Here is a 23,505-nt window from a genome sequence, read left to right on the forward strand (position 1 = left end):
GTTGAAAGGGGGAAGGACCAATGTACCCAGTGTATCCACAAGTAGGGACATCTGCAGATTTACTTAATAGCACGATTCGCTTGGAAGCATTGATTCCTTTCCTTCAAAAACAACAGGCGACTTCGGTAGCCATTACCAATAGACGGTTATATGGTGTGATGCCGTTTTATCAAGCTGTCAAGAAAGCCGGTTTACATCCAGTAATCGGTTTAACTTGTCTTATTGAACTGACTGACGAGACACTTGTTGAAGTCCAACTGTATGCCAAGACCAACCTGGGCTATCAGAACTTATTGAAAATCAGTAGCGCACTAGAAGTCAAAGCACTTTCTGCACTGCCATTAAAATGGCTCCGTGCTTATAAAGAAGACTGTTTTGTAGTTGTACCGCTTTCCAAAATCGCAGTGCTAGAAACAGTTGAATCCATATTGGATGCCTTAAAGGATTGCTTAGGTTCTGGTCTGCTGGTTGGAATAGAACGACCAGGTGGACGTATTGCTGAAAGTGAAAATGAAATGGTTGGAAATTGTATCGAAAGACAAATCCCATTAATTGCAACTCATCAGGCAAATTATGTTTCTCAAAGTGATGCCTTTGCGTATGAAGTGGCTCAAGCCATTGCGAACGGTGTGAAGCTTAGTGACGCACAGCGAGTGAAACCAAAGCACGAGCATCACTATTTGCCAACTCGAGAACAATGGATTGAATGGTTTGCCGATCAGCCAGAGTGGCTGGAAGAAGCAGAACGACTACTAAAAAGCTGTTTTGTTGAAATTGTCACTGATCAATACCATATGCCAAAATTCCCGGTACCTGAAAATGTGTCGACACATGATGTTTTGCGTGAAAAATGTATGACCGGCCTTAGTCAGCGCTTGGCAACATTTGATGAGTCATATAAAGAGCGTCTCGAAATGGAACTGAATGTAATTAATCAAATGGGCTATGCAGATTATTTTTTAATTGTGGCAGACTTTATGGAGTATGCGAAAAACAATCAAATATTGACTGGTCCCGGTCGTGGATCTTCTGCTAGTTCCCTCGTTGCGTATTCGTTATTTATTACACACGTCGATCCTCTTCAATTCGGCTTATTATTTGAACGTTTCCTGAATCCTGAACGAATCACAATGCCGGACATTGATATCGATTTTGCCGATCACCGAAGACATGAAGTCATCCAGTATGTTGCTGAAAAATATGGACATACCCACGTGGCCCAAATTGTAACATATGGAACTTTGTCGGCAAAAGCAGCTGCTAGAGACGTGGCACGTGTCTTTGGATTTGATAGTTCTGTTCTAGAGATGATATCCAAACAACTGCCGAATAAACCCGGCATTTCATTTGAAGAGGCAGTGAACAGCGCTGAAAACCTGAAAAAATGGATTGACATGGACCGTACACATCAAAAATGGTTTGACACCGTTAAGGAGCTCGAAGGCTTGCCTAGAAACGCATCAACTCATGCGGCAGGAGTTGTCTTATCACCTGTTCCATTGGTAGAGCTACTGCCGATTGAAGCAGGACAAGACGGCATTTATTTAACCCAATGGCCAATGAAAGAAGTGGAACAGAGTGGGTTGCTTAAAATGGATTTTCTCGGATTAAGAAACTTAACCATTTTAGAGAGAATCCGTACCATGATCTGGTTCGATCAACATAAGTGGCTTGATTTCGAAAAAATCCCGCTTCATCACGAAGGAACGTTCAAGCTCCTTCAACAGGGGGATACGACCGGGGTTTTCCAATTGGAATCAGATGGAATGAGACAAGCCCTCCGTGATATCCGGCCGACTCATTTCCTGGATATTGTGGCAGTCAACGCCCTGTATCGTCCAGGTCCAATGGATAATATTCCAACGTATAAACGCAGAAAACACCGGGAAGAGAAGACGACATATGTCCACCCGATGCTTGAGCCAATATTGAAAGAAACGCATGGCGTAATTGTTTACCAGGAACAGATCATGCAAATTTCTTCTAAAATGGCTGGATTTACATTTGGCGAATCCGATATTTTAAGACGTGCAGTAAGTAAGAAAAATCGACAAGTATTGGATGAGCAGCGCCAACAGTTTGTAGAACGGGCACAGAAAAATCAATTTACTGAGCGAGAAGCAAATGAAGTGTATGATCTGATTGTCAGATTTGCAGATTATGGATTTCCGAAAAGTCATGCAGTAGCCTATAGCATGATTTCCTATCAGATGGCCTATTTAAAAGTTCAATATCCTGCTTACTTTTACGCATCGTTATTGACAGCATCAATGGGTAACCATGAAAAAATCATGCGCCTGATTCAAGAAGTCAAACAGCATAATATTGCCTTACTTCCTCCGTCCATACATAGAAGCGGGTTGACGTTCCAAGTAGAAAATGGTGCGATTCGATTTGGATTGTCTGCAGTTAAAGGAGTTTCCAATATCTTTTTACGGGACTTGTTGCAAAAACGAAAACAAGCGCATCCACTGTGGCAAGACATTTTCGAACTTGCCGTCAGTTTATCGGCAGAGCAGTTTTCACGTAAACAAATAGAGCCTTTAATTAAAGCGGGTGCTCTTGATGGCTTCGGTCAAGATCGAGCGACACTGCTTGCAACTCTTGATGCGGCAGTACAATACGCGGAACTCGTCAGACCGAAAGCAGAACAGGATTTATTTGATGGAGACGTCACGACATTCGGAAAGCCCAAGTATGTGAAAAACTCGGACATGCCGGAAATGCTGAAACTTCAGTTTGAAAGGGAAACGCTTGGATTGTATATGTCCAATCACCCGGTAGAAAGATTGAAAAAAGAAATGACCATTAATGCAACTCCAATTCAAGAAATCAAATATGCACGTAATGGTCGGGCGGTGGTCATTGTCGGCATGATTGAAGAAATCCGTAGAATTCGCACCAAAAAAGGTGAGTCTATGGCATTTGTAACCGTGCAGGATGAGACGTCAGATATTTCATGTACGGTATTTCCGAAAGACTATGCTTCTCACAATCTTGTCATTAAAGAACAGCATGTTTTAGAAATCGAAGGCACTGTGGAATGGCGGCAAGGTAAGCCACAAATCATTGTGAAAAATATGCAAACGCTGTCGAAATGACGACCTAACGTTAATCCTTTAGGTCGTTTTTTGCGTTTATTCTGTAGATTTTTCTAAATCACTCATGCTTAAACATTTTGATTATTCCGGAATGTGATTTTTGAATTTGCCATTGCATGGATGACAATTTTTTTGTATGATAGGTTCATTGAGTGGTCAGACCACTTTGAAAATTATGGAAGGTCGAGGGCGTTTTATGACAAATCAAACGACAAAAATGTATTTGCAAATCGTTCGTGAACTTCGACTTCTTATTCAATCGGAAAACATACGACCTGGGGGGAAACTTCCATCTGAACGTGAATTGGCGGAACGACTTCAAGTAGGGAGATCGACCGTTCGAGAAGCACTGCGCAGTCTGGAGCTATTAGGATTAATTGAAACTAAACGTGGAGAAGGTACTTTTCTGACAGATTTTCGAAAGCACAAATTAGTTGAAGTCTTGTCGACGTTTATTTTGCAAGATTCGAAATCCATTGAGGATATTCATGTTACGCGTGAAATACACGAAAAAGAAGCCATCCGCATAGTCGCAGGATCTCCTATTCTGAATAAACTGCCGGTATGGGCGAGTTTACTCAAACAACTGCAAGAAGTAGGAACCATTGTGCGCGAGGATATGATTCGGGAAATACTCATTTCAAGTAATAATCGATTGTCACTGAAAATGTGGTTTCTTTTGAAGCAATATGGAGAAGAACCATACCAAGGACACTCTGAAATTGAAGAAAATAATTACATTCAACAATTATTGACAGCCATTATAGATGGGAAAATTGATGAAGCGATTCGCTCATATACTGCTTGGACAAGATGGTTAACACAAGGGAGAGAAACCACATGATTCGTGATATATTTTCAAGAAATCGTAAAAATAAATATGTAACGATTCCTTCAAATGCATCAAAAACAGATGTTCCAGAAGGTTTAATGACAAAATGTCCGGAATGTAAACATATCGGGTTGACGAAAGACATAATCAAAAATAAAAAAGTTTGTCCAGCTTGTGATCATCATTACAAAATGACGGCTCATGAACGTGTAGCAATTTTCTTGGATGAAGAAACGTTTGTATCCATGGACGATCATTTGGCAACAGTCAATCCACTTAAATTCCCAGGGTACACGGATAAAATTAAGTCGGATAGTGAGAAAACAGGATTGAACGAAGCTGTCTTGACTGGTACAGGAATGTTGAACGGACGTAAAATCGTTGTAGCTATTATGGATGCGCATTTCCGCATGGGTTCGATGGGATCTGTAGTGGGTGAAAAAATCACCCGAGCTATTGAAGAAGCAACGAAGCAAGAAGTGCCTTTTATTATTTTCACAGCCAGCGGTGGAGCCCGCATGCAAGAAGGCGTACTTTCGCTTATGCAAATGGCGAAAACAAGCGTGGCGCTAAATCGACATAGCGAAAAAGGACAACTATTTATTTCCATCCTGACACATCCTACAACGGGTGGGGTATCTGCAAGTTTTGCGTCGATTGGGGACATCAATTTAGCTGAACCTAAAGCTTTGATTGGATTTGCAGGCCGACGTGTTATTGAACAAACTGTACGGGAAAAACTACCTGAAAATTTCCAGACGGCTGAGTTTTTATTGGCACATGGACAATTGGATGCAGTGGTCCATCGTTCTTCGATGAAAGAAACCGTATCTACACTAGTGAAGCTTCATTCGAAAGGAGGCAACTAATATGGTAAAGACTCTTCCTTTTGAAGAACCCGTTATTCAATTACGTGATAAAATCAGTGAGTTAAAAGAATTCACTTCAAATGCTGAAGTTGATTTATCGACAGAAATTCAGCAATTAGAAGATCGCCTTCAAAAACTGGAAACAGATATTTATGACAACATGCAACCGTGGGACCGTGTTCAAGTCGCAAGACATCCAGAACGTCCAACGACATTGGATTATATTCGTGAAATTTTCACGGACTTTATTGAACTTCACGGAGACCGTTCGTACGGAGATGATGAAGCCATTGTCGGAGGCATTGCAGCGTTTAATGGATGCCCGATTACTGTAATCGGGCATCAACGGGGCAAAGATACGAAAGAGAATATCCGCCGCAATTTTGGAATGCCGCACCCGGAAGGTTATCGGAAAGCATTACGATTGATGAAGCAAGCAGAGAAGTTCAATCGGCCCATTATTTGTTTTATTGATACAAAAGGAGCTTATCCCGGAAAAGCTGCAGAAGAGCGCGGACAAAGCGAAGCGATTGCAAGAAATCTTCTCGAGATGGCCGGGCTAAAAGTGCCTGTCATAAGTGTAGTGATTGGAGAAGGTGGAAGTGGCGGTGCATTGGCTTTAGGAGTTGCAAACCACGTTCATATGCTCGAAAACTCTACTTACTCTGTTATTTCGCCTGAAGGGGCAGCATCGATTTTATGGAAAGATTCTGCTCTGGCTAAACAAGCGGCGGAAGCAATGAAAATCACGGCACCCGATTTAAAACAAATGGGCATTGTTGATGAAATCATTCAAGAAGCAGTTGGTGGCGCACATCGTGATCCAAAGCAACAAGCCATCTATATGAAAGAAGCACTTCAACGTTCAATAGATTCACTCAGCAAACTGAGTAAAGAAGAATTGGTCGATAATCGTTATGAGAAATTCAAATCCATCGGGGAATTTGCTGAATGAGGATGCGTATATCGCATCCTTATTTTTTTTCACTGACAATGAGCGTTCAAACATGTTAATGTGAATATATGGTTTGGCAAAGGAGGAACATCCAATTGAAAAGAATCGGTGTTTTAACAAGTGGTGGCGATGCACCAGGAATGAATGCAGCCTTGCGTGCAGTTGTCAGAAAAGCAATTTATCATGATATGGAAGTCATGGGTGTCTATAATGGTTATCAAGGTCTAATTGATGGCAAGATAGTACAGTTGGACTTGGGTTCAGTTGGGGATATTATTCAAAGAGGCGGAACGAAATTGCATTCTGCCCGTTGTCTCGAGTTTATAACCGAAGAAGGACAATTGAAAGCCATCGACCAAATGAAGAAACATGGCATTGAAGGTCTTGTTGTGATTGGTGGAGATGGTTCTTATCGCGGAGCAATGGCTTTAACATCCCAAGGATTTCCATGCATCGGTGTGCCTGGCACCATCGATAACGACATTCCGGGTACGGATTTCACAATAGGTTTTGATACAGCACTCAATACGGTGATTGAAGCAATAGATAAAATTCGCGACACGGCAACTTCTCATGAGCGTACTTTCATTATAGAAGTGATGGGCCGGGATGCGGGTGATTTGGCTTTGTGGGCAGGTTTAGCCGGTGGGGCTGAAACAATCGTGATTCCGGAAGAACCGTTTGATCTAGAAGATATACTTTCCCGCCTTCGCAGTGGACATGAACGCGGAAAAAAACATAGCATTATTATTGTCTCAGAAGGTGTCATGAATGCCAATGAATTTGCCGATTTATTGAAAGAGCATGCGCAGATAGAAACTCGGGTTTCTGTCCTCGGGCATATTCAGCGAGGAGGCTCTCCGACTGCACGGGACCGCGTATTAGCCAGTCTTTTCGGAGCTCGGGCTGTTGAAAAGTTGATGGAAGGTGCCGGAGGACTTGCCATTGGCATGCGTAATCATCAAGTGGTAGACTATTCTATGACTGAGGCTTTCGACGGAAAGCATGAAGCAGATTTAACTATGTATAAACTATCAAAAGAATTAGCCATTTAGTGTAATGGAGAGGATACAACAATGAGAAAAACAAAAATCGTATGTACAATCGGACCAGCCAGTGAATCACCTGAAATGCTTGAAAAATTAATCGAAGCAGGGATGAACGTCGCTCGCTTGAACTTTTCACATGGAAATCATGAAGAACACGGAGAACGTATTAAGCGTATTCGTGAAGCGTCAAAGAAAACCGGGAAAATCGTCGGTATTCTTTTGGATACAAAAGGCCCTGAAATTCGCACGCATCAAATGGAAAACGATGCGATCGAATTGGAATCAGGTCAATCTTTAGCGATTTCAATGACTGAAGTGTTAGGGACAAAAGACATGTTTTCTATCACCTATGACCGCTTAATTGAAGATGTAAGTGAAGGCTCTGTCATCTTACTCGATGATGGATTAATTGAACTTCGCGTTTCTAGTGTAGATCAAACTGAAGGCTTGATTCATACTGTTGTGTATAATGCCGGAACGTTGAAAAATAAAAAAGGCGTTAACGTACCAGGTGTTTCTGTACAACTGCCAGGAATAACTGACAAAGATGCTCAAGATATATTATTTGGTATTGAACAAGACGTTGATTTCATTGCTGCATCATTTGTGCGTCGTGCAAAAGATGTCATGGAAATTCGCGAATTGCTTGAGAACAATGAAGGTGGGCATATTCAGATCATCCCGAAAATCGAGAACCAGGAAGGCGTCGATAATATTGATGACATCCTGTTGGTATCGGACGGACTAATGGTTGCTCGCGGAGATTTAGGCGTTGAAATTCCTGCCGAAGAAGTGCCTTTGGTTCAAAAAAGCTTAATTGGTAAATGTAATGAAGCGGGTAAACCAGTCATTACAGCAACACAGATGTTGGATTCCATGCAACGTAATCCCCGCCCGACTCGTGCGGAAGCGAGTGATGTAGCAAACGCAATCTTTGATGGAACAGATGCAATCATGCTATCGGGTGAAACTGCAGCAGGAATGTATCCGGTTGAGTCCGTCAAGACCATGGATAAAATCGCTATCCGTACGGAAGATGCATTGGACTATCGTGCAATTGTTTCTGCAAAGAGTAAAAGCAAAGATGTCACAATGACGGATGCAATCGGTCAAGCAGTTGCCCATACATCCATAAACTTAAAAGCAAAAGCAATTATTGCACCTACTGAAAGTGGCCATACAGCGAAAATGATTTCGAAGTATCGTCAAGGTGCATCAATCATTGCTGTAACTTCTACTGAACGACCATCACGTAAATTGACTCTTGTGTGGGGCGTTTATCCGATTGTTGGTGAAAAAGTAGGTTCAACTGACGAGATTCTGGATCTTTCAGTGGAAGAAAGTTTAAAACATAATTACGTAAAACATGGTGACCTTGTTATCATTACGGCAGGTGTACCAGTCGGTGAAGCAGGAACAACAAACTTGATGAAAGTTCATGTAATTGGTGATATTGTGGCTAAAGGACAAGGAATTGGTAAATCTGTTACATTCGGACATACGGTTGTTGCGAATAATGCGGATGACTTAGCAAATATTGATACAACCGATTCGATTATCGTCACCATTGGTTCAGATCGTGATATGATGCCGGCCATTAATAAATGTGCTGGACTTATTACGGAAGAAGGTGGCTTGACAAGTCATGCGGCAGTAGTGGGTCTAAGTCTTGGGATTCCGGTAATTGTAGGGGTCAAAGATGCCACTAAATTAATTGTAAACGGTCAGGATGTCACGATGGACGCTGAATCAGGTGTCATCTATCATGGGCATGCGAGTAGTGTCCTGTAATTATAAAAAAAGCCTCAACACTGGAGTGTTGGGGCAATTTTTTTAAAGTGAATCGTAAGAAATTAAAAGTTGAAGCTTTATGAAACGATGTTTTTCCGGAATATCAACAACATTTAACAGACCTTTAATAATAATCACAAATCAAATCTTAAGTAATCGGCAGAAAAAAGAAATGAAATAAGGGGATGTTCGAAATGAAATGGTTGGCATTAATCTTTATCGTAGTTCCTGCACTGGAAATTGGGATTTTATTGTGGTCCGGTAAGACATTTGGATTGATACCTACCATCATGATTATTCTCGGCACGGGAATACTCGGAGCATTCCTGGCTAAAAAGCAAGGATTGAAAGCAATCAGGGATGTCCAAGTTCAGATGAAGAATTTTCAAGCTCCAGGAGATGCCATGGTAAATGCTTTGTTCGTGTTTGCAGGTGGTCTTTTATTATTATCTCCAGGATTTGTGACAGATCTATTTGGATTTTTATTTTTGTTTTCTCCGACCAGACAGTTATTTAAACCAATTGTTTATAAATGGATTAAGTCGAAAATGAAAAAAGGACAAATCATTGTGATGTAAACCAATGATGTTTACTGAAATGAACGGCTGCAAGCAATAAGAAAGGGCTTAGTAATATCCCGGGTATGCCGAACAGCAACAAAGAACATGCGCTGATGAAAAATACATGCACAGCTCTAATGTGCATGGTGTTTGCCCACAAGTAAGACTCGAGTAATTGACGTGTCAATAAAATAAATGCATAGAGCAAGAGAATGATAATCCCGAGGGTCGTTTGCTTCGTTAAAATGAAGAAAACAGCCATCGGGATTAATATAATGCCTGTCCCTAAAAAGGGCATTAAATCAGCAAAAGAAATCAGGAAAGCCAGTCCAATAGGAGACGAGAATTTAAGTACATAAAACCCGACCATTAATTGAACGAACGTCATCAGGAATAACTTAATTTCCACAATCGTAAATTTCTCGAAAAGCTTGGTTGCTTTTAAAAATAATGGCTTAATTGTCAGTCTCGTCTTGGATGGGATATAGATGAAGAACCAGGTTCTTGATTTCAAAGATTCCTGCAAGGCAAAAAACAAGGCTACTAAAAAGACAAAGGTTTCCACAAATTGTGCCGGCAGATGCTGAATAAATAATGATATTTTTTTAAGTAAGTTTTCACTGACCATGGATAGGGCTTCAAGGACTGATTGCCAATTCGTTTTGTTCTCCTTCATCAACAACTGTAATTCTTCCAAGTGAAATCTAAAAGGATAAAGTATTTCAAGGAGTTCTCTTACCATCAAAGTAAAACCCAAAATAATTGATCCAAGCAAGGCACTTTCGAATAACAATACGGTTATCCAGCGGGGTAAATGGGTAATTTTATGTATCCACTTCACAATTGGGTGTAGAAAATAAGCGAGTAATATGGCAATGGTAACAGGATAAATCAGCCAGGTAATAAGTAAAATGAATGCAACCGGAAACCATTTTTTCATGAATGCAACTATGTTTTCATACACTTTTCCACCTCCAAATGCAGTGTGTATAGCTGTTATGTTTATTTATATCGTTTAGACAGAATATTTCTGCTTTGTGACAAGATATCATGAATTTTGCGAAAGTTATCGAAAATCGAGCGTTTTCATTCACAAAGACGTCAAAATTGATTATAATGTCAATGTAAGCCATATAAATAAAAGGTTCATATTGAGCAGATGAGCCATCATTCTGCGTTTTTTTGTGTGGAATGATGGATTTTAAAAACAAGAAGGAGCGATATACATGACATCAACAAAAGGTCTTGAAGGAGTGGTAGCTACTCAATCCGCTATCAGTTCAATCATTGATGACACACTTACATACGTTGGCTATGATATTGATGACTTGGCAGATCACGCAAGTTTTGAAGAAGTAATCTACTTGCTATGGCACAAACGCCTGCCAAAAGTTGAAGAATTAGCTGAATTGAAACAACAACTTGCGGATAATATGGCAGTACCTCAAGAGGTATTGAACCATTTCAAAACGTATCCAATTGATAAAGTTCACCCAATGACGGCTCTTCGTACAGCTGTATCTATGCTTGGATTGTATGATGAAAAAGCTGAAGATATGTCTGAAGAAGCTAACTACTTGAAAGCAATTCAGCTTCAAGCTAAGATGTCTACTTTAGTATCTGCATTTGCTCGCGTTCGAAAAGGACAAGAACCAATCGCACCTAAGAGCGACTTAAGTTTTGCTGCTAACTTCCTATACATGCTTAATGGCGAAATCCCTGAAGCAATCGAAGAAGAAGCTTTCAACAAAGCTTTAGTATTACATGCTGACCATGAGTTGAATGCTTCAACATTTACAGCTCGCGTTTGTGTAGCGACACTTTCAGATGTTTATTCAGGTGTTGTTGCAGCACTTGGTGCTCTTAAAGGACCTCTACACGGTGGAGCGAACGAGCAAGTAATGAAAATGTTGATGGAAATTGGGTCAGTTGAAAATGTTGATTCATATATCAACGAGAAGCTTGCTAACAAAGAAAAAATCATGGGCTTCGGTCACCGCGTATACCGCAAAGGTGATCCACGTGCGAAACACTTACGTGAAATGTCTCAAAAATTAACAAAACTACGTGGAGAAGAGAAATGGTACGACATGTCAATTAAAATTGACGATATTGTAACAGGTCAAAAAAATCTTCCACCAAATGTTGATTTCTATTCAGCTTCTGTTTATCATTCATTGAATATCGATCATGACTTATTTACACCAATTTTTGCTGTATCACGTGTTTCTGGCTGGTTAGCTCACATTTTAGAACAATATTCTAATAACCGTCTAATCCGTCCACGTGCTGAATATACAGGACCTGGTATGCAAAAATATGTACCAGTGAACGAGCGTTAATTTTTTAAAATTACACATATGAAGGGCTGTACTTTAAAGAGCGACGTTCAGAAAATGACATTCATGTTACTTTCTGCACTTCCTTAAAAAGTGCTAGCCCTATGATTGATTATGCCTATAGGAGGAAAATTATTATGACAAACGGTGGCAAAATTACAGTTGAAAATGGCGTTTTAAACGTACCTAACAATCCAATCATTCCTTATATCGAAGGTGACGGAATCGGTCCTGATATCTGGGCAGCTTCAGAGCGTGTATTAGAAGCAGCGGTAGAAAAAGCTTATAACGGTGAAAAATCAATCGTCTGGAAAGAAGTATTAGCTGGACAAAAAGCATTCGACAAAACGGGTGAATGGTTGCCAGAAGAAACTTTAGACGTAATCCGTGAATACTTAATCGCAATCAAAGGACCTCTTACGACTCCAGTTGGCGGCGGTATTCGTTCTTTAAACGTTGCTTTGCGTCAAGAATTGGATTTATATACTTGCCTACGTCCAGTTCGTTACTTCGACGGAGTACCTTCACCGGTTAAACGTCCTGAAGATACAGATATGGTTATTTTCCGTGAAAACACTGAAGATATCTATGCAGGTATCGAGTTTGCTAAAGGTTCTGATGAAGTGAAAAAAATCATCGAATTCTTACAAAATGAAATGGGTACTAAAAACATCCGTTTCCCTGAAACTTCTGGTATCGGGATCAAACCAGTGTCTGAAGAAGGAACTAAACGTTTGGTGCGTGCTGCATTAAACTACATCATCAAAGAAGGCCGCGAGTCATTAACACTTGTTCACAAAGGGAACATCATGAAGTTCACTGAAGGAGCTTTCAAAACTTGGGGCTATGAAGTGGCAGAACAAGAATTTGCTGACAAAACATTCACTTGGAATCAATACGATCAAATTAAAGCTGATCAAGGTACAGAAGCTGCGAACAAAGCACAAGAAGAAGCATTAGCTGCTGGTAAAATTCTTGTGAAAGATTCAATCGCTGATATCTTCCTACAACAAATCTTGACTCGTCCAAGCGAATTTGATGTTGTTGCAACAATGAACTTGAACGGTGACTACATTTCTGATGCACTAGCTGCACAAGTTGGTGGTATCGGTATCGCTCCAGGAGCAAACATTAACTATTTGACAGGTCATGCTATTTTCGAAGCGACTCATGGTACAGCTCCTAAATACGCTGGTCTTGATAAAGTAAACCCATCTTCAGTTATCCTTTCAGGTGTATTAATGCTTGAACACCTTGGCTGGAATGAAGCGGCTAAATTAGTTATGGACTCTATGGAAAAAACAATTTCTTCTAAAGTTGTAACTTACGACTTCGCTCGTTTAATGGATGGTGCAACTGAAGTTAAATGTTCTGAGTTCGCTGACGAATTAATCAAAAATCTTTAAGAGAAAAGTGTAGAAGCCTACTCAAGCTTGGGTGCGAGCTGAGCTTCGGAGCTAGACATCACGATTAGCGACTTCACTCAATCAATTGCATAGTAAAACACTATTTTTAGAAAGAGGGCCTAGGCCCTCTTTTTTATACAAAGCTTTGTTATATATTACTGTTGATTTTTAATCATTAGTTTCATTTAAAAGAGCTTTATACAAAAGGAGAGTTTTCTGATGACATTGAAACGTAAAAAGATTTCAGTAATCGGTTCTGGATTTACAGGTGCGACAACGGCATTCCTATTAGCTCAAAAAGAACTAGGAGACGTTGTAATAGTTGATATTCCACAAATGGAAAACCCAACTAAAGGGAAAGCGTTAGATATGTTGGAAGCTGGTCCTGTTCAAGGATTTGATGCAAACATTATCGGCACTTCTAGCTATGAAGATACGAAAGACTCAGATATCGTTATCATCACCGCTGGAATTGCTCGTAAGCCTGGTATGAGCCGTGACGATTTGGTCCAAACAAACCAAAAAGTCATGAAGATTGTTACGGGTGAAATCATTAAACATTCTCCAAACACAACGATTATTGTATTAACTAATCCAGTTGATGCAATGACTTACACTGTATACAAAGAATCTGGTTTCCCTAAAGAGCGCGTTATTGGCCAATCTGGAGTACTCGATTCAGCACGTTTCCGTACTTTCGTTGCTCAGGATTTAAACATGTCCGTTAAAGACATCACAGGTTTCGTTTTGGGTGGCCACGGTGACGATATGGTACCATTGGTACGCTACTCATATGCTGGAGGAATTCCATTGGAAACATTGATTCCTGCAGATCGTTTGGCTGAAATAGTGGAACGCACGCGTAAAGGTGGAGCAGAAATCGTCAACCTTCTTGGAAACGGTTCTGCATACTATGCACCCGCTGCTTCTATAGTTGAAATGGCTGAGGCAATCCTAAAAGATCAACGTCGTGTATTGCCATCAATAGCTTACCTGGAAGGCGAATATGGTTTAGAAGGTATTTACCTTGGCGTTCCGACAATTTTAGGTGCTGGTGGTATTGAACAGATTATCGAACTTGATTTAACAGAATCTGAAAAAGCTGAATTGGAAAAATCAGCTGCTTCAGTACGTAACGTTATGGATATTCTTGTGTAATTAACGAAAAGCTTCAAATAAGAATCGAGCGGGATTTCCCCGCTCGATTTTTTTGGTAGGTATTGATACTATGTTAATGTAGAGATAACAGGAACAGAGGGGGACATCACATGTTATTGGGGAAAAAACGTAAACTCGGCAGAAAAGTAGAAGAAATGTCAGTTGGAGAAAAATTAAAGCTGACTGAAAAGATCGAAGATAAAGATTTACTATTATATTTAGGATTAACGAACGATGGAAACCCATTGTATATTCAACATGATTTCGCTTCACAAACGGTTTTTGAAAAACCGATAGTACCTGCTATTATGCTGACGGGCATTGTTACATCAGCCGTTTCAAAGTATTTGCCTGGTCCAGGATCACACATCGTGGAACAGCATTTAACTTTTCCAAAACCGGTATACCATTACGCAACAATTGATTTCTTACTTCAAGTGATTTCTGTGAATGTCGAAAAAAACTTAGTTGAAATTGAAGTAACTGCAACAAATGAAGAGGGTGAGACAGTGATTGAAGGCAAAATTACTTCTACCCCTCCACGTTTGGAAAACAAATTAACAGCACAATCAATGGATAATTTCTAGAGAGCTCTTTCGGTTTAAGATGGGGGTTTTAAATCGAAGGTGGAGGCCAAAAACATGTCAAAGAAAATTCTCGTAGTAGATGATGAAAGTTCAATCGCAACTTTACTTCAATATAATTTGGAACAAGCAGGTTTTGTTGTTGAGACGGCGAGTGATGGCCAAGAAGGTTATGATGCTGTTTTAGAAAAAAAACCAGATTTAATTATACTTGATCTTATGTTGCCCAAAATGGATGGCATGGAAGTTTGCAAAGCCTTGCGCCTTCAAAAAATCAATACGCCCATCATCATGCTAACAGCTAAAGATGATGAGTTTGATAAAGTGCTGGGTCTTGAATTGGGTGCGGATGACTATATGACCAAACCATTTAGTCCGAGAGAAGTAACCGCACGTGTCAAAGCAGTCTTAAGGAGATTTACTGCGTCAGTTGATGAAACGTCGCAAAAAGGAAATGACCAAGGTTTTGAATTTGGTCCATTACGTGTGTATCCCGAACGTTTTGAAGTATTTTTAAGTGAGGATACTTTGGACTTTACTCCGAAAGAATTTGAACTGCTTGTATATCTGATGGAAAACAAAAATCGAGTGCTGACACGTGACCAATTGTTAAGTGCCGTCTGGAATTATGATTTTGCAGGCGACACTCGCATCGTTGACGTTCACATCAGTCATTTACGGGATAAAATTGAAGACAATAGCCGTAAACCTATATTTATTAAAACGATTAGGGGACTGGGGTATAAATTTGAGGAGCCAAAAACGGTATGAAATCCCTCCACGGAAAAATCGTCATGTCATTTACACTTTTGGTAGGTTCGATTTTAGCTGGCTTGGGTATTATCATCAGTCAGCTTTTTCCTGTTTACGTGGAGGAATCTGTTCGAAGCAATTCGATTGAAAAAGTAGAGGAAATTTCACGGATTATTGAACAATCAAATGGTGAGATCAATGACTCACAAAAAGCGGAAATTACGGACGTGCTCTCAAGTGACCGTATTAGCAGTGACTTTATTGATACTCGGCAACAACTTTGGAAAACCATAGTGATAGTCTTGCTAGGAGCATTTGTCATTGCCATTATATTTGCGTATCGATTGACGAAACGCTACGCACAACCAATTGATAATGTGACCGAAGTTGCCATTGAGCTTGCCAAAGGCAATTATCGGGCGAGGGCATACGAAGACGACTTTGCAACCACGGCGCAGCTCGGCACTTCCATCAATATCCTGGCAAGGAATTTGCAGGAATTGTTCAAAGTACGAGAAATGGAAAAGGAACGATTAAAAACACTTATTGAAAATATGGGCAGTGCCTTAATGATGATCGACCGGGAAGGTCAAATCAGTATTGTCAACAAGACTTTTGTTGATCAGTTTGAATTCAGCGCACAAGATGTTCAGGATGAACTTTTTAAAAGAGTGGACTTACCTGATGAATTGAAAAAGTTCATCGACTACGTCTTTTTAATGGAATCTTCTTCACGTAAGCAAATGGCAATCGTCATCCAGCAGGAAATACGCCATATGGAAGTTTATGGTGCCCCAGTTATCGGTGAACATGGTCGATGGCTAGGTGTTGTTATCGTCATGCATGACATTTCCGATCTTGTGCGTCTTGAGCAAATCAGGAAAGATTTCGTGGCGAACGTTTCCCACGAACTGCGAACACCGATTACATCGATTAAAGGTTTTTCGGAAACGTTATTGGATGGGGCCATGAATGACAAAAAGACGTTACTTTCTTTTTTGGAAATCATCCATAAAGAAAGCAATCGTCTGCAAATGTTAATTCAAGACCTATTGGAACTTTCGAAAATTGAGCAACATGGGTTCTCCGTAGAGTTTGCTCAAACGAACTTACGTGAAGTCATGAGGCGTGCTGCTGAGATGACAAGTCCTCGTCTTGATGAGAAACAAATGACGTTTATCTCAAACATAAACCATGAGGTCATTGTGGATGGGGACATGAACCGTTTGATTCAAGTGGTTATGAATTTACTGACAAATGCCATTACTTATTCGCCGGAAAATACAACTGTTCATTTATCCCTTCATGAAAGTGAAACTCATGGAATCATTGTCATTCGAGATGAAGGGATGGGGATGGATAAAAAAGAAATCCCACGTATCTTTGAGCGTTTTTATCGAATTGATCGTGCGAGAAGTCGAAATTCTGGTGGTACCGGTTTGGGACTAGCTATAGTCAAGCATCTAATCGAGGCTCATCATGGACGAATTTTTGTTGAAAGCGAACCTGGAGTAGGTACGCAATTTAAGATTCTCATTCCGAAAAAACAATAAACTTAACAAGTTCTTTACAAGCTCTACACAGTGGATTCATAATGCTTTGTTAAGATATTTATGAAACCCCCTATTACCGCATTTGGCAGGAAAAAGAACCCTATTTCAAGGGTTCTTTTTTCATGTGTAATAAATTGTTCATTTCGTCTCGAATGGGTGATTGGGATCGAGGGTCCTGAACCAATGAAAGTAAACTTTATGAAACTTTATATTGATCTAATCGTAGAAATAATGAGTGAAAAGAAAAGAGGGATACATAGATGAGTGTTAAGCGCATTTTAACGACTGCATCTTTGGCTTTGGCTGGAATCATTGCACTTATTGCCATATTTACTACATGGTATACAGTGGATGAATCGGAGCAAGCGGTCGTCATAACTTTTGGGAAAGCAGAGGAGCCAATACTAGATTCTGGATTGCATTTTAAATTGCCATGGCCCATGCAAAAAGTAGAAATTCTATCGAAGGAGACATTCAGTCTGCGATTCGGCTACAAGCAATCAGAAGATGGAGAAATTGATTCATACGATAACGAAACAAAAATGATTACAGGGGATGAAAACATTGTATTAACTGACTTGGTTGTACAGTGGAAAATCACAGACCCTGGAAAGTATTTATTTAATTCAGAAGCCCCACAGGAAATTTTGCATGATGCCACTTCAGCATCTATCCGTTCAATCATCGGGAGTTCGATGATTGATGAAGCTTTAACATCAGGAAAAGCAGATATTGAAGCTCAAACGAGGGACTTACTTGCTACGCTTATCGAAAAATATGATATTGGTATTTCCATTTTAGGTGTAAAACTACAAGATGTAGAATTGCCGAATGCAGAGGTCCGTTCTGCTTTTACAGCCGTAACCGATGCGCGTGAAACGAAAAACACGAAAACAAATGAAGCGAAGAAATATCAAAATCAGCGTGAAAGTGAAGCAATTGGTGAGATTGCTGCCATTAAGTCCCGTGCTGAAGGCCAACGTACAGCACGTATTCAGCAGGCAACAGGAGAAGTGGCTGTCTTCAATAAACTTTATGCAGAGTATCGAAACAATCAGGAAATCACAAGACAACGATTAGTCATTGAGACATTGGAGTCGGTCTTGCCGAATGCTCAAATTTACATCATGAATGATTCAGGTGAAACGGTGAAGTACTTGCCATTACAACAACCTACACAAGTTCCACCAGTTACAACTGAGCAGGGAGGCGGCAAATAATGGACACGAACAAACCGAACCCATTCGCAAGCCTGGAACAAAAGTTCAATGAACAATTCAATAATAAAAATAAAATAACAAAAACACGAGAGCCTATAAATTTAAAAAAACATATGAAGACCATTATTACATTAACCGTCGTATTTGCCGTTCTAATTATCCTGCTCGCTAATATATATGTTGTTAAAGAAAATGAGTACCGTGTTGTTCGCCAATTTGGTGAAGTGGTGGATATTCGATTTGAGCCTGGAATTTATATGAAAATCCCGTTTGTCCAAAGTGTCTCTACTTTACCGCGTTATCAGATGACGTATAACGTTTCGGAAGCGGAAATCAATACTAAGGATAAAAAGCGAATTATCATTGATAACTACGCTGTATGGCGAATTAGCGATCCTAAAGCCATGATAACGAGTGCAGGAACTTTGTTGAATGCAGAAGCGCGAATGGAAGAGTTTATATACTCTGTCGTACGGACAGAACTTGGACAGCTGAACTATGATGAAATCATCAATGATGAAAACACTTCGAGAGGAAGCTTGAATGACCGCGTGACTGCACGCGTAAATGAGCTTCTGAAAGACGATGATTACGGAGTAGAAGTAATTGATGTCCGAATGAAGCGTACGGACCTCCCACCAGAAAACGAACAATCCGTTTATACACGCATGATTTCCGAACGCCAATCCATAGCACAGAAGTACCTGTCTGAGGGGGATGCAGATAAGCGCACAATTGAAGCATCTACAGATCGCAAAGTACAGGAAATGGTTGCAATTGCCCAAAAAGAAGCATCCATCATTGCAGCTGAAGGTGAATCGGAAGCGGCCAAGATTTATAATCAATCTTTCTCGAAAGACCCTGAATTTTATGCTTTATATCGAACATTAGAATCCTACAAGAAAACAATTGGTGATGATACAATGATTATTTTGCCATCGGATTCTCCTTATGCAAAAATTCTTTCAGGTTACTTGGAATAGATTATTAGGAGTGACATTTCATAAGCTGTATTTGAAAAACCAATAACACTGTTTATTTCAAAGGACGTCATTTTCCTTTCATCTTGCCAACATGGTAATATGAAGGAAGATGACGTTTTTTTACGTAGAGGAGTGGAAAATCTGTGAGCAAAAATAAAGTTTTATTATTAGATGGAAATAGCTTAGCGTATCGAGCATTTTTCGCGCTCCCATTACTGACGAATGAACATGGGATCCACACAAATTCAGTATATGGTTTTACAATGATGCTACAAAAAATATTGGATGAAGAACAACCAACACATATGCTTGTGGCATTTGATGCAGGGAAAACCACGTTTAGGCACACGACTTTCGGTGAGTATAAGGGTGGCCGTCAAAAAACACCACCAGAGCTTTCGGAACAGTTTCCATATTTGCGAAAACTATTAAGCGCATATCAAATCCCGCAATATGAGCTTCCGATGTATGAAGCGGATGACATAATCGGGACGTTGAGCAAACAGGCTGAAGCAAAGGGAGAAGAAGTGATTATTGTTTCGGGTGATAAAGACCTTACACAGCTTTCTTCGGACTCGACGACTGTCTATATCACACGTAAAGGCATGACAGATATCGAGAAGTATACACCTGAGCACATACTAGAAAAATATGGCTTAACCCCTAATCAAATTATTGATATGAAAGGATTAATGGGGGACGCATCAGATAATATTCCAGGAGTTCCTGGTGTCGGTGAAAAGACAGCAATCAAACTATTACTTGAACATCACTCGGTTGATGGTGTGTACGAAGGTCTTGAGAGTGTCAAAGGAGCAAAATTAAAAGAAAAACTAGTGGCCAATGAAGAGCAGGCAAAAATGAGTAAAGTGTTGGCAACCATTGAAACACAAGCTCCAATCACTATTTCTTTAGAAGATTTGTCCTATAATGGTCCCGATATGGATGAGGTCATTAAAATTTGGCAGGAGCTGGCCTTCAAATCTCTGTTAGAAAAAACAACTTATTCACAAGTGGAAGAAACGAAAGCAGATATTTCCTTCATGCACTTATCAGAAATTACGACAGAGCAACTTTCAGAAGAAATGGCTGTTCATCTGGAATTGTATGACGAGCAGTATCATACAGCTGATATGTTAGGTGTCGCACTTGTTGATGACAAAAATGCGTTTTTTATGAAAGTTGAGGACGCGTTTGCATGTGAATCATTCCGTACGTGGCTGGCTGATGAGTCGAAAAAGAAACAATTGGTAGATTCCAAAGCGGCACTTGCAGCTTTCCATCGCAATGGGGTACTGCTCGATGGTGTTGAATTCGACTTTGTCCTTGCTGCCTATATTGTGAATCCAGGTATTACATCTGATGATGTAGCTGTGTTATCACGGGAGTTTGGCTACAGTGAAGTATTAACGAATGAACAAGTGTATGGCAAAGGTGCTAAGAAATCAGTTCCTAGCGACGCCGAACTAGGAGAACATGTAGTCAGAAAAGCAATGGCTGTATGGAAACTGCGTAAAGTAATGGATGATAAGCTGAAAGAAAACGAGCAATATGAACTTTATCATGATTTGGAGTTACCATTAGCTACAATCCTCGGGAAGATGGAGTCAGATGGTGTGAATGTCAATCGTCAAACACTGGTGGATATTGGTGAGGATTTAGCCGGGAAGTTGACGGAGATTGAACAAACCATTTATCATGCAGCAGGTGAAAACTTCAATATTAATTCACCGAAACAACTAGGTGTAATCTTGTTTGAAAAACTTGGGCTTCCACCTCTTAAAAAAACGAAGACAGGATACTCAACGGCCGCAGACGTTTTAGAGAAATTGGAAGGGAAGCATGAAGTCATTTCCCATATCCTTTTGTATCGTCAGTTGGGCAAATTGCAGTCGACGTATATTGAAGGATTGTTGAAAGAAATTCACAAGGACGACGGCAAAATTCATACGAGATACCAGCAAGCATTGACGCAAACAGGTCGTTTGAGTTCTACGAATCCAAACTTACAGAACATTCCGGTGCGATTGGAAGAAGGCCGGAAAATCAGAAAGGCATTTGTCCCATCCCAACCAGATTGGATTTTATTTGCGGCTGATTACTCTCAAATTGAGTTACGCGTATTAGCACATATGTCTGATGACGAAGAGCTGATTGAAGCTTTCCGAAATGACCTGGACATTCATACTAAAACCGCAATGGATATTTTCCATGTTGAAGCAGATGCCGTGACGTCAGATATGCGTCGCGCAGCTAAAGCAGTAAACTTCGGTATTGTTTACGGAATAAGTGACTACGGACTTTCTCAAAGCTTATCGATTTCCCGTAAAGAAGCGGCTGAGTTTATCGAGCGTTACCTGGAAAGTTTCCCAGGTGTGAAAACTTACATGGATGAAATTGTACGGGAAGCGAAGCAAAAGGGATTTGTCACGACCATTTTAAATAGAAGAAGGTACTTACCGGATATTACTAGCTCAAACTTTAACTTACGTGGCTTTGCTGAGCGTACGGCGATGAATACGCCGATCCAGGGAAGTGCTGCGGATATAATCAAAAAAGCAATGATTGATATGGCTGATCGTTTAGAGAAAGAAAACTTGCAAGCGAAAATGCTTCTTCAAGTGCACGATGAATTGATTTTTGAAGCACCTCAAGAAGAAATTGCGATTTTAGAAAAAATCGTACCTGAAGTAATGGAACACGCTATTGAATTAAAAGTGCCACTTAAAGTGGATTATGCATATGGTCCGACTTGGTACGATACGAAGTAAGGGGGCAAAATCATCATGCCTGAATTACCTGAAGTAGAGGGAGTCGTCAACTCCCTCAAACCGGTAGCTACTGGGAAGACCATTGAATCTGTAAAATTATCAGACGTTCTAGAGGTTTCAAGACAGGCTGGAAAACAAGCAATTGTTAAAGGCTCAGAGCTTAAACACTTCAAGCAAGCACTCGAAAATGCTCAAATCACTCAGATCGTAAGAAGGTCTAAATATATTTATTTTCACTTACTTAAAGATCAACAAGATTTACTGTTAGTGAATCATTTGGGAATGACCGGTGCATGGTTTTATGTCCAGGAAACTGCAGACATCACAGAAGATAAGTTCAGAAAACATATTCATGTCGTATTAACATTAGATGACGGCATGCTTTTGGTATATGCAGACATTCGGAGATTCGGCGAAATGCGTTTATTGGATTCAGAAGATCAATTTCCTCCATTATTGTTAATGGCACCCGAACCATTTGCGGAGTCCGCATTAAATCATTTTATTGATATGTCCTCGCTCTCTAAGTATCAAAATAAGTCCATAAAAGAAACAATCATGGATGGACAAGTTATTTCTGGATGTGGAAACATCTATGCCACTGAAGCTTTATTTCGAATGCATATACATCCGGGCAGAAAAGTGAAGCGTATTAGTCAAAAAAGACTTATTCTCCTTTTTCAAACGATTGTCGATGTGTTGAACGAAAGCATATCTGCAGGTGGAAGCTCCATTTCAGATTATCGGAATATCAATGGGGAAGCAGGGGGCATGCAAAATCGCTTGTCCATGTATGGTAAGAAACAATGCCCTGATTGCTTGATTTCTACAAAACAAGTTGTACTCGGAGGACGAAACTCTTGGTATTGTCCTTCGTGTCAACGATAGAAGGATGGACAATAGATGATTATTGGATTAACAGGAAGTATTGCGAGCGGAAAAAGTACAATTTCAGCAATGTTGAAAGAAAAAGGCTATCCCATTATTGATGCGGATCTTGTAGCCCGAGTAGTCGTAGAACCTGGTACCGTAACATTGTCAGACATTGAATGCATATTTGGCAAAGAGGTAATGAATGAGGATGGCACATTAAACCGAGAAGCACTGGGGCAGCTCATTTTTCATGATCCAGCAAAAAGGAAACAGCTCAACGATTTGATGCATCCAGCCATTCGTGCAGAAATGCTGCGCCAAAGAGATGAACTTTTTGAGAGTGGGGAAGAAACGTTGATTATGGATATCCCGCTTCTTTTTGAAAGTCGACTCCAACATTTTGTTGATAAAATACTGGTTGTCTCCGTAAAGGAAGAGATACAGCTACAGAGATTGATGCAGCGTAATTCGTTGTCTGAGGAAGAAGCTAAGGCAAGAATTCAGTCCCAATTACCACTTTCCGAAAAAGAAAAAGGTGCCGATGCGGTCATTTATAATAATGGGTCAATCGAACAATCAAAAGTACAATTAGAGCGTATACTAGCTGAGTGGGACGTATAATGTCCCACTTTCTGAAAAATAGAACATTTCTACATTGCCAACAAAGTGTTTAACTTAGTTCAAAATGTGTTATACTAATTTCAGGTA

19 protein-coding genes are annotated in these 23,505 nt (G+C 40.1%); 18 read left to right on the top strand and 1 reads right to left on the bottom strand.

What is annotated here, in order from left to right; translation table 11 throughout:
- The first annotated feature begins 20 nt into the window (after positions 1-20).
- From dnaE to HMPREF1210_RS00820, 7 genes are all read left to right on the top strand, one after another.
- The gene (dnaE, locus tag HMPREF1210_RS00790; protein WP_016426680.1) at positions 21-3,101 is read left to right on the top strand and encodes a DNA polymerase III subunit alpha; all 3,081 of its coding nucleotides are present in this window, start codon (positions 21-23) and stop codon (positions 3,099-3,101) included.
- A 196-nt stretch (positions 3,102-3,297) separates the two neighbouring features.
- On the top strand, positions 3,298-3,945 hold the full coding sequence (locus tag HMPREF1210_RS00795) for a FadR/GntR family transcriptional regulator (protein ID WP_016426681.1): 648 nt from the start codon (positions 3,298-3,300) through the stop codon (positions 3,943-3,945).
- The gene (gene accD / locus HMPREF1210_RS00800; RefSeq protein WP_016426682.1) at positions 3,942-4,802 is read left to right on the top strand and encodes an acetyl-CoA carboxylase, carboxyltransferase subunit beta; all 861 of its coding nucleotides are present in this window, start codon (positions 3,942-3,944) and stop codon (positions 4,800-4,802) included. The genes HMPREF1210_RS00795 and accD overlap by 4 nt, the downstream gene beginning before the upstream one ends.
- 1 nt (position 4,803) lies before the next feature.
- Positions 4,804-5,757, top strand: a complete 954-nt coding sequence (gene accA / locus HMPREF1210_RS00805) for an acetyl-CoA carboxylase carboxyl transferase subunit alpha (RefSeq protein WP_016426683.1) — start codon at positions 4,804-4,806, stop codon at positions 5,755-5,757.
- Positions 5,758-5,852: 95 nt separating this feature from the next.
- On the top strand, positions 5,853-6,812 hold the full coding sequence (gene pfkA / locus HMPREF1210_RS00810) for a 6-phosphofructokinase (protein WP_016426684.1): 960 nt from the start codon (positions 5,853-5,855) through the stop codon (positions 6,810-6,812).
- Between the two features lie 21 nt (positions 6,813-6,833).
- Positions 6,834-8,597 carry a pyruvate kinase gene (gene pyk / locus HMPREF1210_RS00815; RefSeq protein WP_016426685.1) on the top strand — a complete coding sequence of 588 codons (1,764 nt, stop codon included), beginning with the start codon at positions 6,834-6,836 and terminating at the stop codon, positions 8,595-8,597.
- Positions 8,598-8,791: 194 nt separating this feature from the next.
- Complete coding sequence (locus HMPREF1210_RS00820; protein WP_016426686.1) at positions 8,792-9,175, top strand: FxsA family protein; 384 nt, start codon at positions 8,792-8,794, stop codon at positions 9,173-9,175.
- Here HMPREF1210_RS00820 and HMPREF1210_RS00825 read toward each other — a convergent pair.
- Complete coding sequence (locus HMPREF1210_RS00825; RefSeq protein WP_016426687.1) at positions 9,162-10,121, bottom strand: AI-2E family transporter; 960 nt, start codon at positions 10,119-10,121, stop codon at positions 9,162-9,164. The two genes, HMPREF1210_RS00820 and HMPREF1210_RS00825, sit on opposite strands and share 14 nt — an antisense overlap.
- Positions 10,122-10,383: 262 nt before the next feature.
- Here HMPREF1210_RS00825 and citZ point away from each other — a divergent pair, with 262 nt between their 5' ends.
- The 11 genes from citZ to coaE all read left to right on the top strand — a co-directional run bounded on the left by citZ (position 10,384) and on the right by coaE (position 23,418).
- Positions 10,384-11,499 carry a citrate synthase gene (citZ, locus tag HMPREF1210_RS00830; RefSeq protein ID WP_016426688.1) on the top strand — a complete coding sequence of 372 codons (1,116 nt, stop codon included), beginning with the start codon at positions 10,384-10,386 and terminating at the stop codon, positions 11,497-11,499.
- Between the two features lie 134 nt (positions 11,500-11,633).
- Positions 11,634-12,902 (top strand): NADP-dependent isocitrate dehydrogenase, encoded by a 1,269-nt coding sequence (gene icd, locus HMPREF1210_RS00835; protein ID WP_016426689.1) that lies wholly within the window; start codon positions 11,634-11,636, stop codon positions 12,900-12,902.
- Positions 12,903-13,121: 219 nt separating this feature from the next.
- Positions 13,122-14,060, top strand: coding sequence for a malate dehydrogenase (gene mdh, locus HMPREF1210_RS00840; RefSeq protein WP_016426690.1), 939 nt, complete (start codon positions 13,122-13,124; stop codon positions 14,058-14,060).
- A 110-nt stretch (positions 14,061-14,170) separates the two neighbouring features.
- On the top strand, positions 14,171-14,647 hold the full coding sequence (locus tag HMPREF1210_RS00845) for a MaoC/PaaZ C-terminal domain-containing protein (RefSeq protein WP_016426691.1): 477 nt from the start codon (positions 14,171-14,173) through the stop codon (positions 14,645-14,647).
- Between the two features lie 54 nt (positions 14,648-14,701).
- On the top strand, positions 14,702-15,415 hold the full coding sequence (locus HMPREF1210_RS00850) for a response regulator transcription factor (RefSeq protein ID WP_016426692.1): 714 nt from the start codon (positions 14,702-14,704) through the stop codon (positions 15,413-15,415).
- Positions 15,412-16,950: a two-component system histidine kinase PnpS gene (pnpS, locus tag HMPREF1210_RS00855; protein WP_016426693.1), complete on the top strand. Its 1,539-nt coding sequence runs from the start codon at positions 15,412-15,414 to the stop codon at positions 16,948-16,950. Before HMPREF1210_RS00850 ends, pnpS begins: the two co-directional genes overlap by 4 nt.
- A 260-nt stretch (positions 16,951-17,210) precedes the next feature.
- Positions 17,211-18,170, top strand: coding sequence for an FtsH protease activity modulator HflK (gene hflK, locus HMPREF1210_RS00860; protein ID WP_016426694.1), 960 nt, complete (start codon positions 17,211-17,213; stop codon positions 18,168-18,170).
- Positions 18,170-19,153: a protease modulator HflC gene (gene hflC, locus HMPREF1210_RS00865; RefSeq protein WP_016426695.1), complete on the top strand. Its 984-nt coding sequence runs from the start codon at positions 18,170-18,172 to the stop codon at positions 19,151-19,153. The genes hflK and hflC overlap by 1 nt, the downstream gene beginning before the upstream one ends.
- Before the next feature lie 143 nt (positions 19,154-19,296).
- The gene (gene polA, locus HMPREF1210_RS00870; protein WP_016426696.1) at positions 19,297-21,924 is read left to right on the top strand and encodes a DNA polymerase I; all 2,628 of its coding nucleotides are present in this window, start codon (positions 19,297-19,299) and stop codon (positions 21,922-21,924) included.
- A gap of 15 nt (positions 21,925-21,939) precedes the next feature.
- Positions 21,940-22,812, top strand: coding sequence for a bifunctional DNA-formamidopyrimidine glycosylase/DNA-(apurinic or apyrimidinic site) lyase (gene mutM / locus HMPREF1210_RS00875; RefSeq protein ID WP_016426697.1), 873 nt, complete (start codon positions 21,940-21,942; stop codon positions 22,810-22,812).
- Between the two features lie 15 nt (positions 22,813-22,827).
- Positions 22,828-23,418 carry a dephospho-CoA kinase gene (gene coaE, locus HMPREF1210_RS00880; protein WP_016426698.1) on the top strand — a complete coding sequence of 197 codons (591 nt, stop codon included), beginning with the start codon at positions 22,828-22,830 and terminating at the stop codon, positions 23,416-23,418.
- Positions 23,419-23,505 lie beyond the last annotated feature (87 nt).

Origin of the sequence: Paenisporosarcina sp. HGH0030 (assembly GCF_000411295.1) — a bacterium.
Taxonomy (GTDB): domain Bacteria; phylum Bacillota; class Bacilli; order Bacillales_A; family Planococcaceae; genus Paenisporosarcina.

Excerpts from the sequence above, each read along its gene's own strand:
- dnaE (WP_016426680.1), top strand. The coding sequence starts at position 21 with ATGTACCCAGTGTATCCACAAGTAGGGACATCTGCAGATTTACTTAAT.
- HMPREF1210_RS00795 (WP_016426681.1), top strand. The coding sequence starts at position 3,298 with ATGACAAATCAAACGACAAAAATGTATTTGCAAATCGTTCGTGAACTT.
- accD (WP_016426682.1), top strand. The coding sequence starts at position 3,942 with ATGATTCGTGATATATTTTCAAGAAATCGTAAAAATAAATATGTAACG.
- accA (WP_016426683.1), top strand. The coding sequence starts at position 4,804 with ATGGTAAAGACTCTTCCTTTTGAAGAACCCGTTATTCAATTACGTGAT.
- pyk (WP_016426685.1), top strand. The coding sequence starts at position 6,834 with ATGAGAAAAACAAAAATCGTATGTACAATCGGACCAGCCAGTGAATCA.
- HMPREF1210_RS00820 (WP_016426686.1), top strand. The coding sequence starts at position 8,792 with ATGAAATGGTTGGCATTAATCTTTATCGTAGTTCCTGCACTGGAAATT.
- citZ (WP_016426688.1), top strand. The coding sequence starts at position 10,384 with ATGACATCAACAAAAGGTCTTGAAGGAGTGGTAGCTACTCAATCCGCT.
- icd (WP_016426689.1), top strand. The coding sequence starts at position 11,634 with ATGACAAACGGTGGCAAAATTACAGTTGAAAATGGCGTTTTAAACGTA.
- mdh (WP_016426690.1), top strand. The coding sequence starts at position 13,122 with ATGACATTGAAACGTAAAAAGATTTCAGTAATCGGTTCTGGATTTACA.
- HMPREF1210_RS00845 (WP_016426691.1), top strand. The coding sequence starts at position 14,171 with ATGTTATTGGGGAAAAAACGTAAACTCGGCAGAAAAGTAGAAGAAATG.
- HMPREF1210_RS00850 (WP_016426692.1), top strand. The coding sequence starts at position 14,702 with ATGTCAAAGAAAATTCTCGTAGTAGATGATGAAAGTTCAATCGCAACT.
- pnpS (WP_016426693.1), top strand. The coding sequence starts at position 15,412 with ATGAAATCCCTCCACGGAAAAATCGTCATGTCATTTACACTTTTGGTA.
- hflK (WP_016426694.1), top strand. The coding sequence starts at position 17,211 with ATGAGTGTTAAGCGCATTTTAACGACTGCATCTTTGGCTTTGGCTGGA.
- hflC (WP_016426695.1), top strand. The coding sequence starts at position 18,170 with ATGGACACGAACAAACCGAACCCATTCGCAAGCCTGGAACAAAAGTTC.
- mutM (WP_016426697.1), top strand. The coding sequence starts at position 21,940 with ATGCCTGAATTACCTGAAGTAGAGGGAGTCGTCAACTCCCTCAAACCG.
- coaE (WP_016426698.1), top strand. The coding sequence starts at position 22,828 with ATGATTATTGGATTAACAGGAAGTATTGCGAGCGGAAAAAGTACAATT.